The organism is Salmonella sp. SG203 (assembly GCF_013350575.1).
In the GTDB taxonomy this organism is placed as follows: Bacteria; Pseudomonadota; Gammaproteobacteria; order Enterobacterales; family Enterobacteriaceae; genus Salmonella; species Salmonella enterica.
Genome location: NZ_SNMT01000008.1, coordinates 108,921 through 125,337 on the forward strand (window position 1 = coordinate 108,921; position 16,417 = coordinate 125,337).

The 16,417-nt window shown below is 52.6% G+C and carries 17 protein-coding genes and 1 tRNA gene; 11 read left to right on the forward strand and 7 right to left on the reverse strand.

Annotation, left to right across the window (positions count from 1 at the left end; all coding sequences use genetic code 11):
• Window positions 1-95 precede the first annotated feature (95 nt).
• On the reverse strand, window positions 96-1,076 hold the full coding sequence (locus tag HV477_RS13645) for a type IV pilus twitching motility protein PilT (protein ID WP_052931755.1): 981 nt from the start codon (window positions 1,074-1,076) through the stop codon (window positions 96-98).
• A gap of 17 nt (window positions 1,077-1,093) precedes the next feature.
• On the opposite strand from HV477_RS13645, the gene HV477_RS13650 reads away from it, so the two are divergent.
• Genes HV477_RS13650 through hemW form a run of 5 tightly spaced genes read left to right on the forward strand, consistent with a single transcriptional unit; the run spans window position 1,094 to window position 4,400 of the window.
• The gene (locus HV477_RS13650; RefSeq protein WP_000997790.1) at window positions 1,094-1,798 is read left to right on the forward strand and encodes a YggS family pyridoxal phosphate-dependent enzyme; all 705 of its coding nucleotides are present in this window, start codon (window positions 1,094-1,096) and stop codon (window positions 1,796-1,798) included.
• 18 nt (window positions 1,799-1,816) lie between these two features.
• On the forward strand, window positions 1,817-2,383 hold the full coding sequence (locus tag HV477_RS13655) for a YggT family protein (protein WP_001094848.1): 567 nt from the start codon (window positions 1,817-1,819) through the stop codon (window positions 2,381-2,383).
• The gene (gene yggU, locus HV477_RS13660; RefSeq protein ID WP_001277203.1) at window positions 2,380-2,670 is read left to right on the forward strand and encodes a DUF167 family protein YggU; all 291 of its coding nucleotides are present in this window, start codon (window positions 2,380-2,382) and stop codon (window positions 2,668-2,670) included. The genes HV477_RS13655 and yggU overlap by 4 nt, the downstream gene beginning before the upstream one ends.
• Window positions 2,671-2,677: 7 nt before the next feature.
• Window positions 2,678-3,271, forward strand: a complete 594-nt coding sequence (locus tag HV477_RS13665) for an XTP/dITP diphosphatase (protein WP_001174769.1) — start codon at window positions 2,678-2,680, stop codon at window positions 3,269-3,271.
• The gene (hemW, locus tag HV477_RS13670) at window positions 3,264-4,400 is read left to right on the forward strand and encodes a radical SAM family heme chaperone HemW (RefSeq protein ID WP_052931753.1); all 1,137 of its coding nucleotides are present in this window, start codon (window positions 3,264-3,266) and stop codon (window positions 4,398-4,400) included. Before HV477_RS13665 ends, hemW begins: the two co-directional genes overlap by 8 nt.
• A 90-nt stretch (window positions 4,401-4,490) precedes the next feature.
• Here the strand turns inward: hemW and HV477_RS13675 are convergent, their stop codons facing one another.
• The 5 genes from HV477_RS13675 to trmB all read right to left on the reverse strand — a co-directional run bounded on the left by HV477_RS13675 (window position 4,491) and on the right by trmB (window position 8,680).
• Window positions 4,491-5,498 carry a DUF1202 family protein gene (locus HV477_RS13675; RefSeq protein ID WP_052931751.1) on the reverse strand — a complete coding sequence of 336 codons (1,008 nt, stop codon included), beginning with the start codon at window positions 5,496-5,498 and terminating at the stop codon, window positions 4,491-4,493.
• 132 nt (window positions 5,499-5,630) lie between these two features.
• On the reverse strand, window positions 5,631-6,677 hold the full coding sequence (gene ansB, locus HV477_RS13680) for an L-asparaginase 2 (protein ID WP_000394189.1): 1,047 nt from the start codon (window positions 6,675-6,677) through the stop codon (window positions 5,631-5,633).
• Window positions 6,678-6,865: 188 nt separating this feature from the next.
• Window positions 6,866-7,585: a DUF2884 domain-containing protein gene (locus HV477_RS13685; protein ID WP_000984827.1), complete on the reverse strand. Its 720-nt coding sequence runs from the start codon at window positions 7,583-7,585 to the stop codon at window positions 6,866-6,868.
• A 49-nt stretch (window positions 7,586-7,634) separates the two neighbouring features.
• Window positions 7,635-7,961, reverse strand: coding sequence for a YggL family protein (locus tag HV477_RS13690; RefSeq protein ID WP_001107574.1), 327 nt, complete (start codon window positions 7,959-7,961; stop codon window positions 7,635-7,637).
• On the reverse strand, window positions 7,961-8,680 hold the full coding sequence (gene trmB, locus HV477_RS13695) for a tRNA (guanosine(46)-N7)-methyltransferase TrmB (RefSeq protein WP_000786893.1): 720 nt from the start codon (window positions 8,678-8,680) through the stop codon (window positions 7,961-7,963). Before trmB ends, HV477_RS13690 begins: the two co-directional genes overlap by 1 nt.
• Before the next feature lie 154 nt (window positions 8,681-8,834).
• Here trmB and mutY point away from each other — a divergent pair, with 154 nt between their 5' ends.
• The 4 genes from mutY (at window position 8,835) to HV477_RS13715 (ending at window position 12,861) form a co-directional block, all read left to right on the forward strand.
• Window positions 8,835-9,887, forward strand: coding sequence for an A/G-specific adenine glycosylase (mutY, locus tag HV477_RS13700; RefSeq protein WP_001148950.1), 1,053 nt, complete (start codon window positions 8,835-8,837; stop codon window positions 9,885-9,887).
• A 27-nt stretch (window positions 9,888-9,914) separates the two neighbouring features.
• Window positions 9,915-10,190: an oxidative damage protection protein gene (locus HV477_RS13705; protein ID WP_000091706.1), complete on the forward strand. Its 276-nt coding sequence runs from the start codon at window positions 9,915-9,917 to the stop codon at window positions 10,188-10,190.
• A gap of 112 nt (window positions 10,191-10,302) precedes the next feature.
• Window positions 10,303-11,388, forward strand: coding sequence for a membrane-bound lytic murein transglycosylase MltC (gene mltC, locus HV477_RS13710; RefSeq protein ID WP_000976289.1), 1,086 nt, complete (start codon window positions 10,303-10,305; stop codon window positions 11,386-11,388).
• Between the two features lie 216 nt (window positions 11,389-11,604).
• Window positions 11,605-12,861, forward strand: coding sequence for a nucleoside permease (locus HV477_RS13715; protein ID WP_001049804.1), 1,257 nt, complete (start codon window positions 11,605-11,607; stop codon window positions 12,859-12,861).
• A gap of 61 nt (window positions 12,862-12,922) precedes the next feature.
• Here the strand turns inward: HV477_RS13715 and HV477_RS13720 are convergent, their stop codons facing one another.
• A complete protein-coding gene (locus tag HV477_RS13720) occupies window positions 12,923-15,058 on the reverse strand; it encodes an ornithine decarboxylase (protein ID WP_000839728.1) in 2,136 nt (711 codons plus the stop codon).
• 424 nt (window positions 15,059-15,482) lie between these two features.
• On the opposite strand from HV477_RS13720, the gene HV477_RS13725 reads away from it, so the two are divergent.
• Both HV477_RS13725 and HV477_RS13730 read left to right on the forward strand, forming a co-directional pair.
• Window positions 15,483-16,190 (forward strand): DUF554 domain-containing protein, encoded by a 708-nt coding sequence (locus HV477_RS13725; protein ID WP_000234466.1) that lies wholly within the window; start codon window positions 15,483-15,485, stop codon window positions 16,188-16,190.
• Window positions 16,191-16,295: 105 nt separating this feature from the next.
• Window positions 16,296-16,371, forward strand: a tRNA-Phe gene (locus HV477_RS13730).
• Window positions 16,372-16,417 lie beyond the last annotated feature (46 nt).

Below are 16,417 nucleotides of genomic sequence, written 5' to 3' on the forward strand. Positions count from 1 at the left end.
ATTTTAACGCCGGTTCGCCAGGATACAAGCCTGCATGCCGTTCAATCCACCGCGCCAGTCAACACTTTCCTCCCCCCCCTACGCCGCCATCTTCGCTACAGCCGTCCCTGCACCTGACGCCATTGCGCGCTCTGGGCGAATGTCATCATCCCCTGCTGCTGCCCGGTTTGTATCACGTGGGCCAACTGATGGAGTTTGCCTTCACGGATCAAATTCCCTGTGGCTGGCGTATTAATCAGTAATTCAAACAACGCCACGCGCCCATCTTGTCTGTCGACCTCCAGTTTTTGCGATAGTACAGCGCGCAGACTACCCGCCAGTTGACTGCGTACCGGTTCTTTTTCCTGCGCCGGAAAACTATCCACTAATCTTTCCACCGCCTGCGCCGCGCCACGAGTATGCAGGGTTGCCAGTACCAGATGCCCCGTTTCCGCCGCCGTCAGCGCCAGGCGAATGGTCTCGCTGTCACGCAGCTCTCCCAGTAAAATGACATCGGGATCTTCACGCAACGCCGCGCGCAGCCCGGCGGCAAAAGTGGCGCAATGCTGGCCGATTTCCCGCTGCTGTATCAGGCAACGCTTGCTGGTGTAACGGTACTCAATAGGATCTTCCAGCGTCAGGATGTGTTTATCGGCATGTTGATTAAGATGTCCCACCATCGCCGCCAGCGTAGCGGATTTCCCGCAGCCAGTGGCGCCAGTGACCAGAATCAGTCCGTTCTCGCTGGCAAGCAGTGCGGGTACTATCGGCGGCGTCTGGATTTCCGCCAGATCAGGACAACGCTCGGGCAATAGCCGTAGCGCCAGCGACGTTCCCTGTTGATGTTTGAACGCACTGGCGCGCAAGCGCCGCGTGCCAGACAGCGAGACGGCGAAATCAAGCTGGCCGTGCTTTCGCCACTGATATTGTTGCGCGTCATTAAGCCAATCAAGCAGAAGCCTGTCGACATCAGGCGCGGTAAAAGGCGCGGTCTCCATGCGTCCTTGTTTGCGCCATCGCGCAGGCCATGCGTTACACAGGTGTAGATCCGAGACGTTATGCTTTACACTAAGCGTCACAATTTCTTCCATATTCATATAAACATCCTCGGAAAATGAACGATATCGCGCATAACCTGGCACACATCCGGGACAAAATCTCCGCCGCGGCGACGCGTTGCGGCCGCTCTTCAGAAGAAGTTACGTTGCTTGCAGTGAGTAAAACCAAACCTGCGAGCGACATCGCAGAAGCCATTGCCGCCGGACAACGGGCATTTGGTGAAAATTATGTACAAGAGGGGGTGGAAAAAATCCGCCACTTTCAGGAAGCGAAAGTGGAAGGCCTGCACTGGCACTTTATAGGCCCTTTACAATCCAACAAAAGTCGGCTGGTGGCCGAGCATTTTGACTGGTGTCATACCATCGATCGCCTGCGTATCGCCTCGCGGCTGAGCGAACAGCGTCCGGATAATCTGCCAGCGCTAAATGTTCTGATCCAAATTAATATCAGCGATGAAAACAGCAAATCAGGCATTCCGCTGGCGGAACTGGATGAGCTGGCCGCTGCGGTGGCTACACTGCCGCGTCTGCGGCTTCGCGGACTGATGGCGATCCCGGCGCCAGAGTCAGATTATGTAAGGCAGTTTGAAGTCGCACGTCAAATGGCTGTAGCATTTGCCGGGCTGAAAGCGCGCTACCCTGACGTTGATACCTTATCTCTGGGTATGAGCGACGATATGGAAGCCGCGATTGCGGCAGGTAGCACAATGGTGCGCATCGGCACCGCTATCTTTGGTGCTCGTGATTACACAAAAAATTAAGGAAAACTGAGGAACGCCATGAATACGTTGACCTTCCTGCTCTCAACGGTAATTGAGCTGTATACCATGGTGCTATTATTGCGCGTGTGGATGCAGTGGGCCCGCTGTGACTTTTACAACCCTTTCTCCCAGTTCGTGGTGAAAATTACGCAGCCCATCATCGGACCGCTGCGTCGTATTATCCCGCCAATGGGGCCGATTGACAGCGCTTCCCTGCTGGTGGCGTTTATTCTTAGCGTTATTAAGGCGATAGTGCTGTTTAAGGTCATTACGTTTCAGGCGATTATCTGGATTGCCGCAGTGCTTATCTTGCTTAAAACAATCGGCCTGCTGATCTTCTGGGTGCTGCTGGTCATGGCTATCATGAGCTGGGTGAGCCAGGGTCGTAGCCCGATTGAATATGTATTGATTCAGCTTGCCGAGCCGCTGCTCAGCCCGATTCGCCGTATACTGCCTGCGATGGGCGGCATCGACTTCTCGCCGATGGTTCTGGTGCTGCTGCTGTATGTCGTTAATATGGGGATCGCTGAAGTCTTACAAGCGACAGGCAACATGTTGCTGCCGGGGCTGTGGATGGCGCTATGAGTGCTGTGACTCGCTGCGAAGACGGTCTGGTGTTACGGCTTTATATTCAGCCGAAAGCCAGCCGCGACAGTATTGTGGGCTTACATGGCGACGAGGTGAAAGTCGCCATTACTGCCCCGCCGGTTGACGGTCAGGCAAACAGCCATCTGATCAAGTTTCTCGGTAAACAGTTTCGCGTGGCGAAAAGTCAGATCGTCATCGAAAAAGGCGAGCTGGGCCGTCACAAACAGGTAAAAATTATTCACCCGCAACAGATCCCGCCGGAAATTGCGGCGTTAACTGAGTAGGTACTCCATGCAAAAAGTTGTTCTCGCAACCGGCAACGCCGGTAAAGTGCGCGAGCTCGCGTCGCTGTTAAGCGATTTTGGGCTTGATGTGGTAGCGCAAACGGAACTGGGCGTTGACTCCGCGGAAGAAACCGGCCTGACGTTTATTGAAAACGCGATTCTCAAAGCGCGCCATGCCGCTAAAATGACCGGTCTGCCCGCCATTGCCGATGACTCCGGTCTGGCCGTTGACGTTTTAGGCGGCGCGCCGGGTATCTATTCCGCGCGCTATTCTGGCGAAAACGCGACAGATCAGCAAAATCTGGAAAAACTGCTGCATACTCTACGAGATGTTCCGGACGACAAACGCCAGGCGCGATTCCATTGTGTACTGGTTTATTTGCGTCATGCCGAAGATCCCACACCGATAGTCTGTCACGGTAGCTGGCCTGGCGTCATTACTCGCCAGGCGGCCGGAAATGGCGGATTTGGCTATGATCCCATTTTCTTCGTACCGTCTGAAGGCAAAACCGCCGCAGAACTGACCCGTGAAGAAAAAAGCGCGATTTCCCACCGTGGACAAGCGCTCAAGCTGCTGCTGGATGCGTTACGCAATGGCTAAACTACCGTCGCTCAGTCTTTATATTCATATTCCCTGGTGTGTACAAAAATGTCCATATTGCGACTTCAATTCCCATGCGTTGAAGGGCGAGGTGCCGCATGACGACTACGTCCAGCATCTGTTAAGCGATCTGGATGCCGACGTCGCCTGGGCGCAAGGGCGTGAAGTAAAGACCATCTTTATTGGCGGCGGTACGCCAAGCCTGCTTTCCGGGCCGGCGATGCAAACGCTGCTGGACGGCGTGCGCGCGCGCCTGAATCTGGCGGCGGATGCGGAAATTACTATGGAAGCGAACCCCGGCACGGTCGAAGCCGACCGCTTCATCGACTATCAGCGCGCCGGCGTAAACCGGATCTCCATTGGCGTACAGAGCTTTAGTGAGCCTAAGCTGAAACGTCTTGGCCGTATTCACGGTCCACAAGAGGCGATGCGGGCAGCAAGACTGGCAAATGGGCTTGGACTACGCAGCTTTAACCTCGACTTGATGCATGGATTGCCGGATCAAACGCTGGAAGAGGCGCTGAATGATTTGCGACAGGCGATTGCGCTTAATCCGCCGCATCTCTCATGGTATCAATTGACGATTGAACCCAACACTCTGTTCGGTTCGCGTCCGCCGGTTTTACCGGACGATGACGCTCTGTGGGATATCTTTGAGCAGGGCCACCAGTTATTAACCGCCGCTGGCTATCAGCAATACGAAACGTCGGCCTATGCCAAACCCGGTTATCAGTGCCAGCATAATCTGAACTACTGGCGCTTTGGCGACTATCTGGGTATTGGCTGCGGCGCCCACGGTAAAGTCACCTTCCCGGACGGCAGGATCCTGCGCACCACCAAAACCCGTCACCCACGCGGTTATATGCAGGGACGTTACCTGGAAAGCCAGCGTGACGTGAGTGATGACGATAAACCCTTTGAGTTCTTTATGAACCGTTTTCGGTTGCTGGAGCGCGCGCCTCGCGCCGAATTTGTCGACTACACCGGGCTTACGGAAGCGGTTATTCGTCAGCCAATCGACGAGGCTATTGCCCAGGGCTACCTGACAGAATGCGAGCAATACTGGCAGATTACCCGTCACGGTAAACTGTTTTTAAACTCTCTTCTTGAGTTGTTTCTCGCGGAATAACAAGGATAAGCCTGTCGCGCCAGCGGGTAAAATACCTGATGGCGCGACGCTTACCGACCTGTGGCGGTTAATGCGCCGCCGGCAAGCGCATTATTTAATAACGCCTTTACGACGCAAATCGTCGGTATCTTTTTTCCAGCGCTCGTAACCGTCATTAATATCCGTGATTTTCATGCGGATATCACTCTGTTGCATCTGAAGTTTCTGTACCGCTATATTCAGCGGATATTGTCCTTTCTCTAACGATATCCAGTCATTCTGCGCTTTTCGACGCAGCTCTTCTGATTTCAAAAATACCTGCCGCCGTTGCTCGTGTATGTCTAAATCTCTTTTCTGCTGAATAGCCGCTTCATTGCACGGCTCACTCTGCTTACGGCACGCGTCTAATGCCGGTTGATAGACCTCTTTTTCGTATTTCTCGGCATATACGCTGCTATCGTTGGCTTTTACATAATCATCGCGCTCTTTTAACGTCTTTTTAAACGCCTCGGCGCGGGTCAACGGTTTCCCATCAGCGCCTTTTCCCCAATATGCGTCCGCTTCTTTTTTAGCTACCGCTATTTTCTTATCCAGGGCAGAGAGTTGTTCTTCAAGACCGGGGATCGACGCTTTCTGCGCACGCCAGGAGGCTTCAATGTTGCCAAACCGATAGTTAAAGTCATCACTGTTGACGATCAGGTATTTATCATTCGTTTTAATGTCGTCAATAGCCCGGCCCTGATCGCTGGCTGCCATTTGTAATGAGTAATAGCTCACCGTCCAGCCAGAGGCTGGCGTCCCTTTGCTGGTTAACATGGCAGAAAATTTAACGGGATGATCTTTGGTCCAGGTTTTTTCAACAAAATAATAATCTGCCGCCATACCAACGCCGGTATACATATCTTCACGGGAAGAAATATCCCCTTCGGCAGACCAGGTGGCCTGATTGCCCGTCGAATCAAGATTTTTTAAGGTAATGGAATCCAGTTTAAGTATGCCGTGGTACTGCTTACTAAACTGTTCTTTTAAGATGTTATCGGAGGGTTGAGCAACCTCTGCCCAACTATAGCCTGAAATCAGGGCAAACAGCGCTGCGCCAGCAATCCATTGTCGAACCACTTGTGGACCTCCCGTCCAGAGACATGACGCCCACAATTATCATAACCAGGATGATAATTAGCAAGATAATAGTTTTGGTTGTGCGAGAGGTCTTCCAAAGATGGCCCCGGCCTTCCGACCGGGGCATTATCTTTAATACTGATTGAACATCGTCTGGATCTGTTTTGGATCTTTAGTCTGGGTTAACGCCAGTTGCAGTAAGACACGCGCTTTTTGCGGGTTCAGCGTGCCGGAAGCGACAAAGCCGTATTTTGCATCGTCAACTTCCGCATCCTGCGTGGTTGCGCCAGTCGGCACACGTGAAGAACGCACCACTACCGTACCGTTGTGCGCGGCGGTCGCCAGGGTATCAAAGACCGTTTTATACAGGTTGCCGTTACCCACGCCTGCGCTCACGATCCCGTCATAACCCGCGTCTACCAGCGCTTTTGCCGGCAGATCGGACGCATTCGCATAGTTATAAACGATACCGACTTTCGGCAACGCGGTCAGCTTCGACACGTCGAACGGGGTGGAGGTGGTATGTTTACGCTCTGGCGTACGCTGGTAGTCAATTTTACCGTTGTGGATATAACCCAGCGGGCCGTAGTTAACCGCTTTAAACGTCGCCACGTCAGTCGTATTGGTCTTAGTGACGTCGCGTCCGTCCATGACGGTATCATTCATTACCACCAGCACGCCGCGGTTGGCAGACTGTTTATCAGCCGCTGTTACTACCGCATTATAGAGGTTGAACGGGCCATCTGCGCTCATTGACGTGGAGGGACGCATCGCGCCGACCAGTACCACCGGTTTATTGCATTTCACGGTCAGATCGAGGAAATAAGCGGTCTCTTCCATCGTATCAGTACCGTGGGTGATCACGAAACCGTCGGTGCTGTCGCACTCGGTATTGATTTTTTTCGCCAGCGTGAGCCAGACTTCATCGTTCATATCCTGCGAGCCAATGTTAACGACCTGCTCGCCTTTCACTACCGCAATGTCCTTCAATTGAGGAACGGCATCCACCAGATTTTCGACGCCGACTTTACCTGCCGTATAATTTGATTTTGTTGCTGAATCACCACCGCCAGCGATCGTTCCGCCGGTCGCTAAGATGGTGATATTCGGTAAAGCGAACGCTGCGCCGCTGAAACCCATTACCAGAGCAGCTAATGCCGTTTTCCTGAAAAACTCCATGTTATATCTCCAGTTATGTCAACTGGTCGCATTATCTCTATATTGCAGACGAATAATGTGACGCCATACGATTAACCAGCGATATATATCCGACAGAGAGTATTTTTTAGAGATGGATAACAAAATGCAGGAAAAAACAGAATAAAAAGGCGCAGATACGATCTGCGCCATTGTTTAAAAAGGAAAGATTACTTCAGGCTGCCAACCAGCGCTTTGCGGCTATCTTCTAAGGTCACTACGCGGCTACAGACATCTTTGCCAAACTGCTGGAAATCTTTCTCCTGGTTTTTCCATTCGTTCTGGATAGCGGTTTGCAAACCACCGAGACTGCCCATCACGCCCTGTAAAGGATTGCCGCCGCCTTTAAGCACCGCTTTGGCGCCCATTTCGTTAATGCTGTCCTGCAAAATACCGCCCATCGCCTGATTCACCAACTGCTGACCGTCGGCACGCACCTGGTCGATAGCCTTATAGTGGAACGTCAGGCCGTCCGTACGATGTTCGATAATGCGGTTCATTTGCGCTTTTAATTGCGCATCAAGCTTCGTCAGGCGGCTGCGCATGTTGCTGCTTTCGCCCACCTCTTTAGCGATGATTTTATCCAGCGCCACGCGGCCTTTTTCGACGCGCGATCGGGCGCCCTCATCAATCCACGGCAGCGCGCTTCGCAGTTCCGCCTGGTAATCTTTCGCCTGCTCGCGCTGCGCGGCGCTAAGGGTGTACTGCTTACCGTTGTACATCACATTGCCGTCCGGCGTGATCACCAGGTTGCCGTTTTCACCTTTCACCTGCACCGTCTGTGGACTCAGGATCACATCGTCACGCGGCGTGACGCTGCATTTGTAATCTGCATGAGCGGCCATCGCCGTAAACGTTAGCACTGCCGCCAGCAGCGTTTTGCGCATCATAACTTTCCCTCAAGACAAAGCGGGCCGGCATTTGCCGACCCTGTACTTATTAGTCCCACCAAACGTCGAAAAGTTCGCTGGTTCGGACTTCTTCAAGGTTGCGCGCTTCCAGCCACTTACGCACAATCGCCTGATGTTCTTCGGTACATTTACCGATTTCCTGCATACAAATCAGCCCTTCCCAGGCCAGGTAGCCGCTGCCGTCAAACGCCAGTTTATTAGGCTCAATAACGTCATTAATAAAGTCATCGACAGTCTTATCGACCTGCTCTTCAGATGTACCTTCCGGAAAACGCCATGCCACCGAAAATCCTAATTCCTGGAATTCGTCAATGTGCATTTTTTTACGCAGACGACGACTACGGTTCTTTGCCATTATTTCACCCTCTCGAACATTAAGTCCCATACGCCATGACCAAGACGATGGCCACGTTGTTCAAATTTCGTTACCGGGCGCGATTCCGGGCGCGGTACATAATCATTGCTCTCTGACAGATTTTTGTACCCGTCGATAGAAGACATGACTTCAAGCATGTGTTCCGCATACGCTTCCCAGTCGGTCGCCATATGGAAAACGCCGCCCAATTTCAGCTTGCTCAATACCAGTTCAGCAAACGGCACCTGAACGATACGGCGTTTATTATGACGCGCTTTATGCCACGGGTCAGGGAAAAAGAGCTGAACCATCGATAAAGAATTGTCAGGAATCATTGTATGCAACACTTCTACCGCGTCGTGGCACATGACGCGCAGGTTTTCAACGCCCTCTTCATGAGCGGACGCCAGACACGCGCCGACACCGGGTGAATGCACTTCAATGCCGAGGAAATTCTGCTCCGGGCGCGCTTTCGCCATCGCCACGAGAGACGCCCCCATGCCAAAACCAATCTCCAGCGTCACCGGCGCTTCGCGACCAAACAACGTGGCGAAATCTACCGGCGCTTCGCTGAACTCGACGCCCATCACCGGCCAGTAGTTTTCCAGCGCGTGTTCTTGCCCCTTTGTCAGTCGCCCCTGGCGACGAACAAAACTACGAATACGGCGCAGCGGGCGACCGTTTTCATCAAATTCCGGTGAAATGACGTCGTTTTTCATAAAAGTGTAGTCTGCTGTGTTTGAGTTCTGAAAACGGGCATTATCCAAAGTTAGTTGCCGGATGCAAGCATGAAGCGCACTGCGGAAAGTTCCGGTTTACACCCTGCGGCCTCTGTGCTGCAATCTTGCCCCCGGCAATAATGAATGAGTTTCCATGCAAGCGTCTCAATTTTCAGCCCAGGTTCTGGACTGGTACGACAAATACGGGCGGAAAACGCTGCCCTGGCAAATTAACAAGACGCCTTACAAAGTATGGCTCTCGGAAGTCATGTTGCAACAAACGCAGGTGACGACGGTGATTCCTTACTTTGAGCGATTTATGGCGCGCTTTCCGACGGTAACGGATTTAGCGAATGCGCCGCTGGATGAAGTACTCCATTTATGGACCGGGCTCGGCTATTACGCCCGCGCACGTAATTTGCATAAAGCGGCGCAACAGGTGGCGACGCTTCACGGTGGAGAATTCCCGCAAACTTTTGCCGAAATCGCCGCGCTCCCCGGCGTCGGACGTTCAACCGCCGGCGCAATTCTCTCCCTCGCGTTAGGTAAACATTATCCGATTCTTGATGGAAACGTTAAACGTGTGCTGGCTCGCTGTTATGCTGTTAGCGGCTGGCCTGGAAAAAAAGAGGTGGAGAATACGCTGTGGACGCTGAGCGAGCAAGTGACGCCCGCACACGGCGTGGAGCGTTTTAATCAGGCGATGATGGATCTGGGCGCGATGGTTTGTACGCGTTCAAAGCCAAAGTGCACCCTGTGTCCGCTGCAAAACGGTTGTATCGCCGCTGCGCATGAAAGCTGGTCACGCTATCCGGGCAAGAAACCGAAACAGACGTTGCCGGAGCGGACGGGTTACTTTTTATTGTTACAGCATAATCAGGAGATTTTCCTGGCGCAGCGCCCTCCCAGCGGTTTATGGGGCGGACTCTACTGCTTCCCGCAGTTCGCCAGCGAAGATGAATTACGTGAATGGCTGGCGCAACGGCATGTTAACGCTGATAATTTGACCCAGCTTAACGCGTTTCGCCACACATTTAGCCATTTCCACCTGGATATTGTGCCTATGTGGCTTCCCGTGTCGTCACTGGACGCCTGCATGGATGAAGGCAGCGCGCTCTGGTATAACTTAGCGCAACCGCCGTCAGTCGGACTGGCGGCCCCCGTGGAGCGCTTGTTACAGCAGTTACGTACCGGAGCGCCAGTTTAACGCCCCGGTCGATGAAGAGGATGACTTATGAGCAGAACGATTTTTTGTACTTACCTGCAACGCGACGCTGAAGGGCAAGATTTTCAGCTCTACCCTGGCGAACTGGGAAAACGTATCTATAACGAGATCTCTAAGGACGCGTGGGCGCAGTGGCAGCATAAGCAGACCATGTTGATTAACGAGAAAAAGCTCAACATGATGAACGCCGAGCACCGTAAGCTGCTGGAACAGGAGATGGTGAGCTTCCTGTTCGAAGGCAAAGACGTTCATATCGAAGGTTATACGCCGGAAGATAAAAAATAGGCCCGTTGCTGAATGACGCTGCGCTTATTCGGCCTGTGAGTTATGCCGGATAAGCCCTTAGCGCCGCTGCCCGGCAACATGGCATAACGACAACACAACATGCACTCCCGGAATGATGAAAAAATTACTCGCGCTTGCTGTTATTGCGCCGTTGCTCATCTCCTGCTCCAGTTCGACCAAAAAAGGCGAGACGTATAATGAAGCCTGGGTCAAGGATACCAACGGCTTTGATATTTTGATGGGGCAATTTGCCAACAATATTGAAAATCTGTGGGGATATAAGGAAGTCCTGATCGCCGGGCCGAAAGACTACGTCAAATATACCGATCAGTTCCAGACCCGTAGCCACATCAACTTTGATGATGGGACCATTACCGTTGAAACCATCGCCGGGACGGAACCTACCGCACATCTGCGCCGAGCTATTATTAAAACGTTGCTCATGGGTGACGACCCAACCTCCGTCGATCTTTACTCCGATGTCGATGACATAAAAATTTCTAAAGAACCCTTCCTGTATGGTCAGGTCCTCGACAATACCGGCCAGCCTATTCGCTGGGAAGGCCGCGCCACGACATTCGCGGATTACTTGCTGAAAACGCGGCTCAAAAGCCGCAGTAACGGCCTGCGTATTATTTACAGCGTCACCATTAATCTGGTGCCGAACCACCTTGATAAACGCGCGCATAAATACATTGGCATGGTACGCCAGGCCTCCCGTAAATACGGCGTTGACGAGTCGCTGATTCTGGCGATTATGCAAACGGAGTCCTCGTTTAACCCGTATGCGGTCAGCCACGCGGATGCGCTGGGCCTGATGCAGGTAGTGCAACACAGCGCCGGGAAAGATGTTTTCCGTTCTCAGGGTAAGTCCGGCACGCCAAGCCGTAACTTCCTGTTCGACCCCGCCAGCAATATCGATACCGGCACAGCGTATCTGGCGATGTTGAATAATGTCTATCTGAGCGGTATCGAAAATCCGACGTCGCGGCGCTATGCGGTCATTACCGCCTACAATGGCGGCGCAGGCAGCGTATTACGCGTATTCTCGAACGATAAGATTCAGGCCGCGAATATGATTAACCGCATGTCGCCGGGGGATGTGTACCAGATATTAACCACCCGACATCCATCTGCGGAGTCGCGCCGCTATCTGTATAAGGTGAATTCCGCCCAGCGATCGTATCGCCGCCGATAAACCATCGCATCCCGCCTCTGGTTGGCAAATGACAGAGGCGGGAAAGGTAAAAGTGTTAACTCCGTCACCCTTTTGCTTTGCAATCAGAAATTGTTTGCAAATATTTGTCACAGGTAACAAAAAAAGCCCGCCTCTCATTGATAGAATCACACCAAATCACAACGGCAAATGTGCCTTTTAAAACATTCATCCGCTCTCAGGTGTGAGGAAATTAACATGAATCTTAAGCTGCAGCTTAAAATACTCTCTTTTCTGCAGTTCTGTCTGTGGGGAAGCTGGCTCACTACCCTGGGCTCGTATATGTTCGTCACCTTAAAATTTGACGGCGCATCTATTGGCGCAGTTTATAGTTCACTGGGGATTGCCGCCGTCTTTATGCCGACCTTGCTAGGCATTGTGGCTGACAAATGGCTGAGCGCGAAATGGGTCTATGCCCTGTGTCATGTTGTCGGCGCCATCACGCTATTCATGGCCGCGGAAGTCACTACGCCTGGGGCGATGTTCTTTGTGATCCTGCTTAACTCGTTGGCCTATATGCCGACGTTGGGCTTGATCAATACCATATCGTATTACCGCCTGCAGTCTGCCGGCATGGATATTGTGACTGACTTTCCGCCTATCCGTATCTGGGGCACCATTGGCTTTATTCTGGCGATGTGGGGCGTGAGTTTCTCCGGTTTCGAGCTGAGCCATATGCAGCTTTATATCGGCGCGACGCTTTCCGTTCTGCTGGTACTGTTTACCTTTACCCTGCCGCACATTCCGGTGGCGAACCAACAGAAAAACCAGAGCTGGACATCAATGCTGGGCCTTGACGCTTTTGCGCTGTTTAAAAATAAGCGGATGGCGATTTTCTTCATCTTCTCCATGATGCTGGGCGCGGAACTGCAGATCACTAACATGTTTGGCAACACCTTCCTGCATAGCTTTGATAAAGATCCGCTATTCGCCAGTAGCTTTATCGTGCAGCACGCCTCGGTGATGATGTCGATTTCGCAGATTTCTGAAACGTTATTCATCCTGACCATTCCGTTCTTCCTGAGCCGCTATGGTATTAAGAACGTTATGCTTATCAGTATTGTGGCGTGGATGCTGCGTTTCGGCCTGTTCGCTTATGGCGACCCGACGCCGTTCGGTACCGTTCTGCTGGTATTGTCGATGATTGTGTACGGCTGCGCCTTCGACTTCTTCAACATTTCTGGCTCGGTGTTTGTCGAAAAAGAAGTACGCCCGGAAATCCGCGCCAGCGCGCAGGGGATGTTCCTGATGATGACCAATGGCTTCGGCTGTATCCTGGGCGGCATTGTGAGCGGTAAAGTGGTGGAGTATTACACTCAAAACGGCATTACCGACTGGCAGACCGTGTGGCTCATCTTCGCAGGCTACTCGCTGGTGCTGGCCTTCGCGTTCGTAGCCTTGTTCAAATACAAACACGTTCGCGTTCCGGCAAGTTCGCAACCCGTTGCACATTAATCCTTGCCCTGTTTCGCAGGCCGGATAAGGTGTAAATGCCTTATCCGGCCTGCAGGCAACGTTACTTTAAAACATATCCGTACAAACGTTGAATTCCATCGGCATCGGTCTCGCTATATACCCCCTGCAATTCCGGCGAAAAACCAGGCAACAGATTGATGCCCTCTTCCAGCGCCAAAAAATAACGCTGCGCCGCGCCGCCCCAAATCTCCCCCGGCACCACGCACAGTACGCCCGGCGGGTATGGCAATGCCCCCTCGGCAGCAATACGCCCGCCCGCCTCGCTGATACGCACCAGCTCTACATCGCCGCGAATAAAGGCGCTGTTGGCATCCTGTGGGTTCATCGCCACATGCGGCAGGCTTTCTTTGCGGAACATCGCTTTTTGCAGATCCTTAACGTCAAAGCTAACGTACAGATTGTGCATCTCCTGACATAGCTCACGCAGGGTGTAGTCGCGGTAGCGCACCGGGTATTTCTGAAAAACCGTCGGCAATACATCCGCAAGCGGCGTATCGTCTTCAATGTGCCGTTCAAATTGCGCCAGCATCGCGACCAGTCGCGCCAGCTTCTCTTCGCTCTCGGCGGGTGTCAGCAAGAACAGAATCGAGTTGAGATCGCACTTCTCAGGCACAATACCGTTCTCACGCAGATAGTGGGCGAGAATGGTCGCCGGGATGCCGAATTCGGTGTATCGCCCACTATCGGCATCAATACCTGGCGTGGTCAGTAACAGTTTACAGGGGTCGACAAAATACTGGTCATCCGCATAGCCCTCAAAGCCATGCCATTTCGCCCCGGGTTCAAAACTGAAGAAACGACGATTGCTGGCAATGGTCTCCGTCGGATATGTCTGCCACGGCTTGCCGTCAACCACCAGTGGGATAAAGGGCTGAAGCAGTTTGCAGCGGGCGAGAATGGCTTTACGCGCGTCAATGCCCAGCGCAACGCACTCCGCCCACAGGCGGCGACCGCTCTCCCCTTCGTGGATTTTGGCATTGATATCCAGCGCCGCAAACAGCGGGTAGAACGGGCTGGTCGAGGCGTGCAACATGAAGGCGTTGTTCAGGCGTTTGTGCGGACAAAAACGCGCCTGGCCGCGAATATGGTTATCTTTTTTGTGGATCTGCGAGGTTTGTGAGAACCCCGCCTGTTGCTTATGTACCGATTGGGTCACAAAGATCCCTGGGTCGTTTTCATTAAGCTCCAGCCGCAACGGCGAGGTATCCGCCATCATATTGATAAACTGCTCATAGCCTACCCACGCGGAGTCAAACAGAATGTAATCGCAGAGATGTCCGATTTTATCCACCACCTGACGGGCGTTGTAAATAGTGCCGTCATAGGTACCCAGCTGAATGATCGCCAGACGGAACGGACGCAGCGCATCGGCGCTTTCCGGCATCACGTCACGAATCTGGTCGCGCAGGTACGTTTCATCAAAACAGTGCGCATCAATGCCACCGATAAAACCAAACGGGTTACGCGCCGCTTCAAGATAGACTGGCGTCGCCCCGGCCTGAATCAGGGCGCCGTGGTGGTTGGATTTGTGATTATTACGATCAAACAGCACCAGATCGCCGCGCGTCAGCAGGGCGTTGGTGACCACTTTATTCGCCGCCGAAGTTCCATTCAGCACAAAATAGGTTTTATCCGCATTAAACACTTTTGCCGCAAATTTCTGCGCGTGTTTGGCAGAACCTTCATGTATTAGCAGATCGCCAAGTTTCACATCGGCGTTACACATATCCGCACGAAACAGGTTTTCACCAAAAAAGTCATAAAAATGGCGGCCTGCGGGATGTTTTCTAAAAAACTCGCCATGCTGGTGCCCCGGGCAAGCAAAGGTACTATTCCCCATGTCGACATACTGGGTCAGGGTGCCATAAAAGGGCGGCAGAAGCTCCGCTTCGTAGCGACAGGCAGCGTTTTCCAGCTCCAGCCATTCCTGCGCGTTCCCGCCTATTACCGCCGTAACGCCGACAGGCGCGCTGACGGGTTCATCCGCAAGCATAAACACCGGCAGGTGAAAACCGGTGCGTTTAAGCAACGCCAGAATACCGCTACGGCTGTCGGCAGTGGTAATGACGACTGCGGCCACATCGGTAAAGTCGGTACTGTCCAGCGCCACTACGTTTCGGTGGGTGGAGAGACGGGGGATGAGTTCACCGCTGGCGGCAATATTCATTGATTTCATAAGCGCAAATACCCGTTTCGGGAGTAGAGTAACCCCGGACAAGGCCCGATGCCTTGCCCAACGAGATGCCGGGTCAAACTGGATACCAGCTCCGACCGCCAGACATCAGTAAAAACAGACTGTTTCTGATTTTACTGTTGTCCTGCAGTGAGCGTGCGCTGCCCTCACCGCATAGCGGGGATGACAAAAAAAGGAAAGAAAGGGGCAAACCTCGCGCAGTCAGGCGACAGTGAAGACAATATAAAGGCGCTATGTTCATCCCGGCGAGCCCCATGCTGGCAGGAGAAATTTCGCGCAATCATGGCACCTTTCACCAGGCGGCGCAAGGTAAAATCAGCGCTCTATACGTCACAGATAATCAAGCTATTAACAGCTTAATCGCGTGATAATAAGGCAATTTGAAAGACAAATAACAGGAGTCATTGTGGTAATTGGACCTTTTATTAACGCTGGCGCAATTTTATTCGGCGGCGTTATTGGCGCGCTGTTAAGTCAGCGTCTGCCAGAACGGATTCGCGTCTCAATGACGTCTATTTTTGGTCTGTGCTCTCTAGGAATTGGTATTCTGCTGGTGATGAAGTGCGCTAATCTTCCGGTGATGGTGCTGGCGACGCTGGTCGGCGCGCTCATCGGCGAGTTTTGTTTGCTGGAAAAAGGCATTAATGGCGCAGTCGCGAAAATCCAACAATTATTTATGGCATCGGGTAAGAAACCGACACACGACTCATTTATTCAAAGTTACGTCGCTATCATTGTACTTTTTTGCGCCAGCGGCACCGGTATTTTCGGCGCGATGCATGAAGGGATGACCGGCGATCCAAACATTTTGATCGCTAAATCTTTTCTGGATTTTTTCACTGCCATAATTTTCGCCTGTTCGCTTGGCATCGCCGTTTCGGCGATTTGCGCACCGATGTTGATTATCCAGTTAACGCTTGCCGCCTGCGCCACCCTCATTCTTCCACTGACTACGCCGGCAATGATGGGCGACTTTAGCGCCGTGGGCGGACTGCTGCTGGTGGCGACCGGCTTGCGTGTATGTGGAATCAAAATGTTTCCGGTAGTGAATATGCTCCCGGCGCTGTTGCTGGCGATGCCGATCTCCGCCGCATGGGCGATGTTTTTTGCCTGATTCTGCGTGCAATAACAACAAAGTGGTGATAGATTGTGCAGTCTACGTTGATTTGAAGAAATTTCGTTGACGAAGCGAGGCGATTACGGTTTAATGCGCCTCGTTGCCCGGATAGCTCAGTCGGTAGAGCAGGGGATTGAAAATCCCCGTGTCGGTGGTTCGATTCCGCCTCCGGGCACCATCTCTTATCAAAGTACGTCGGTCAGGGCTTGAGATCCCTCACGGGC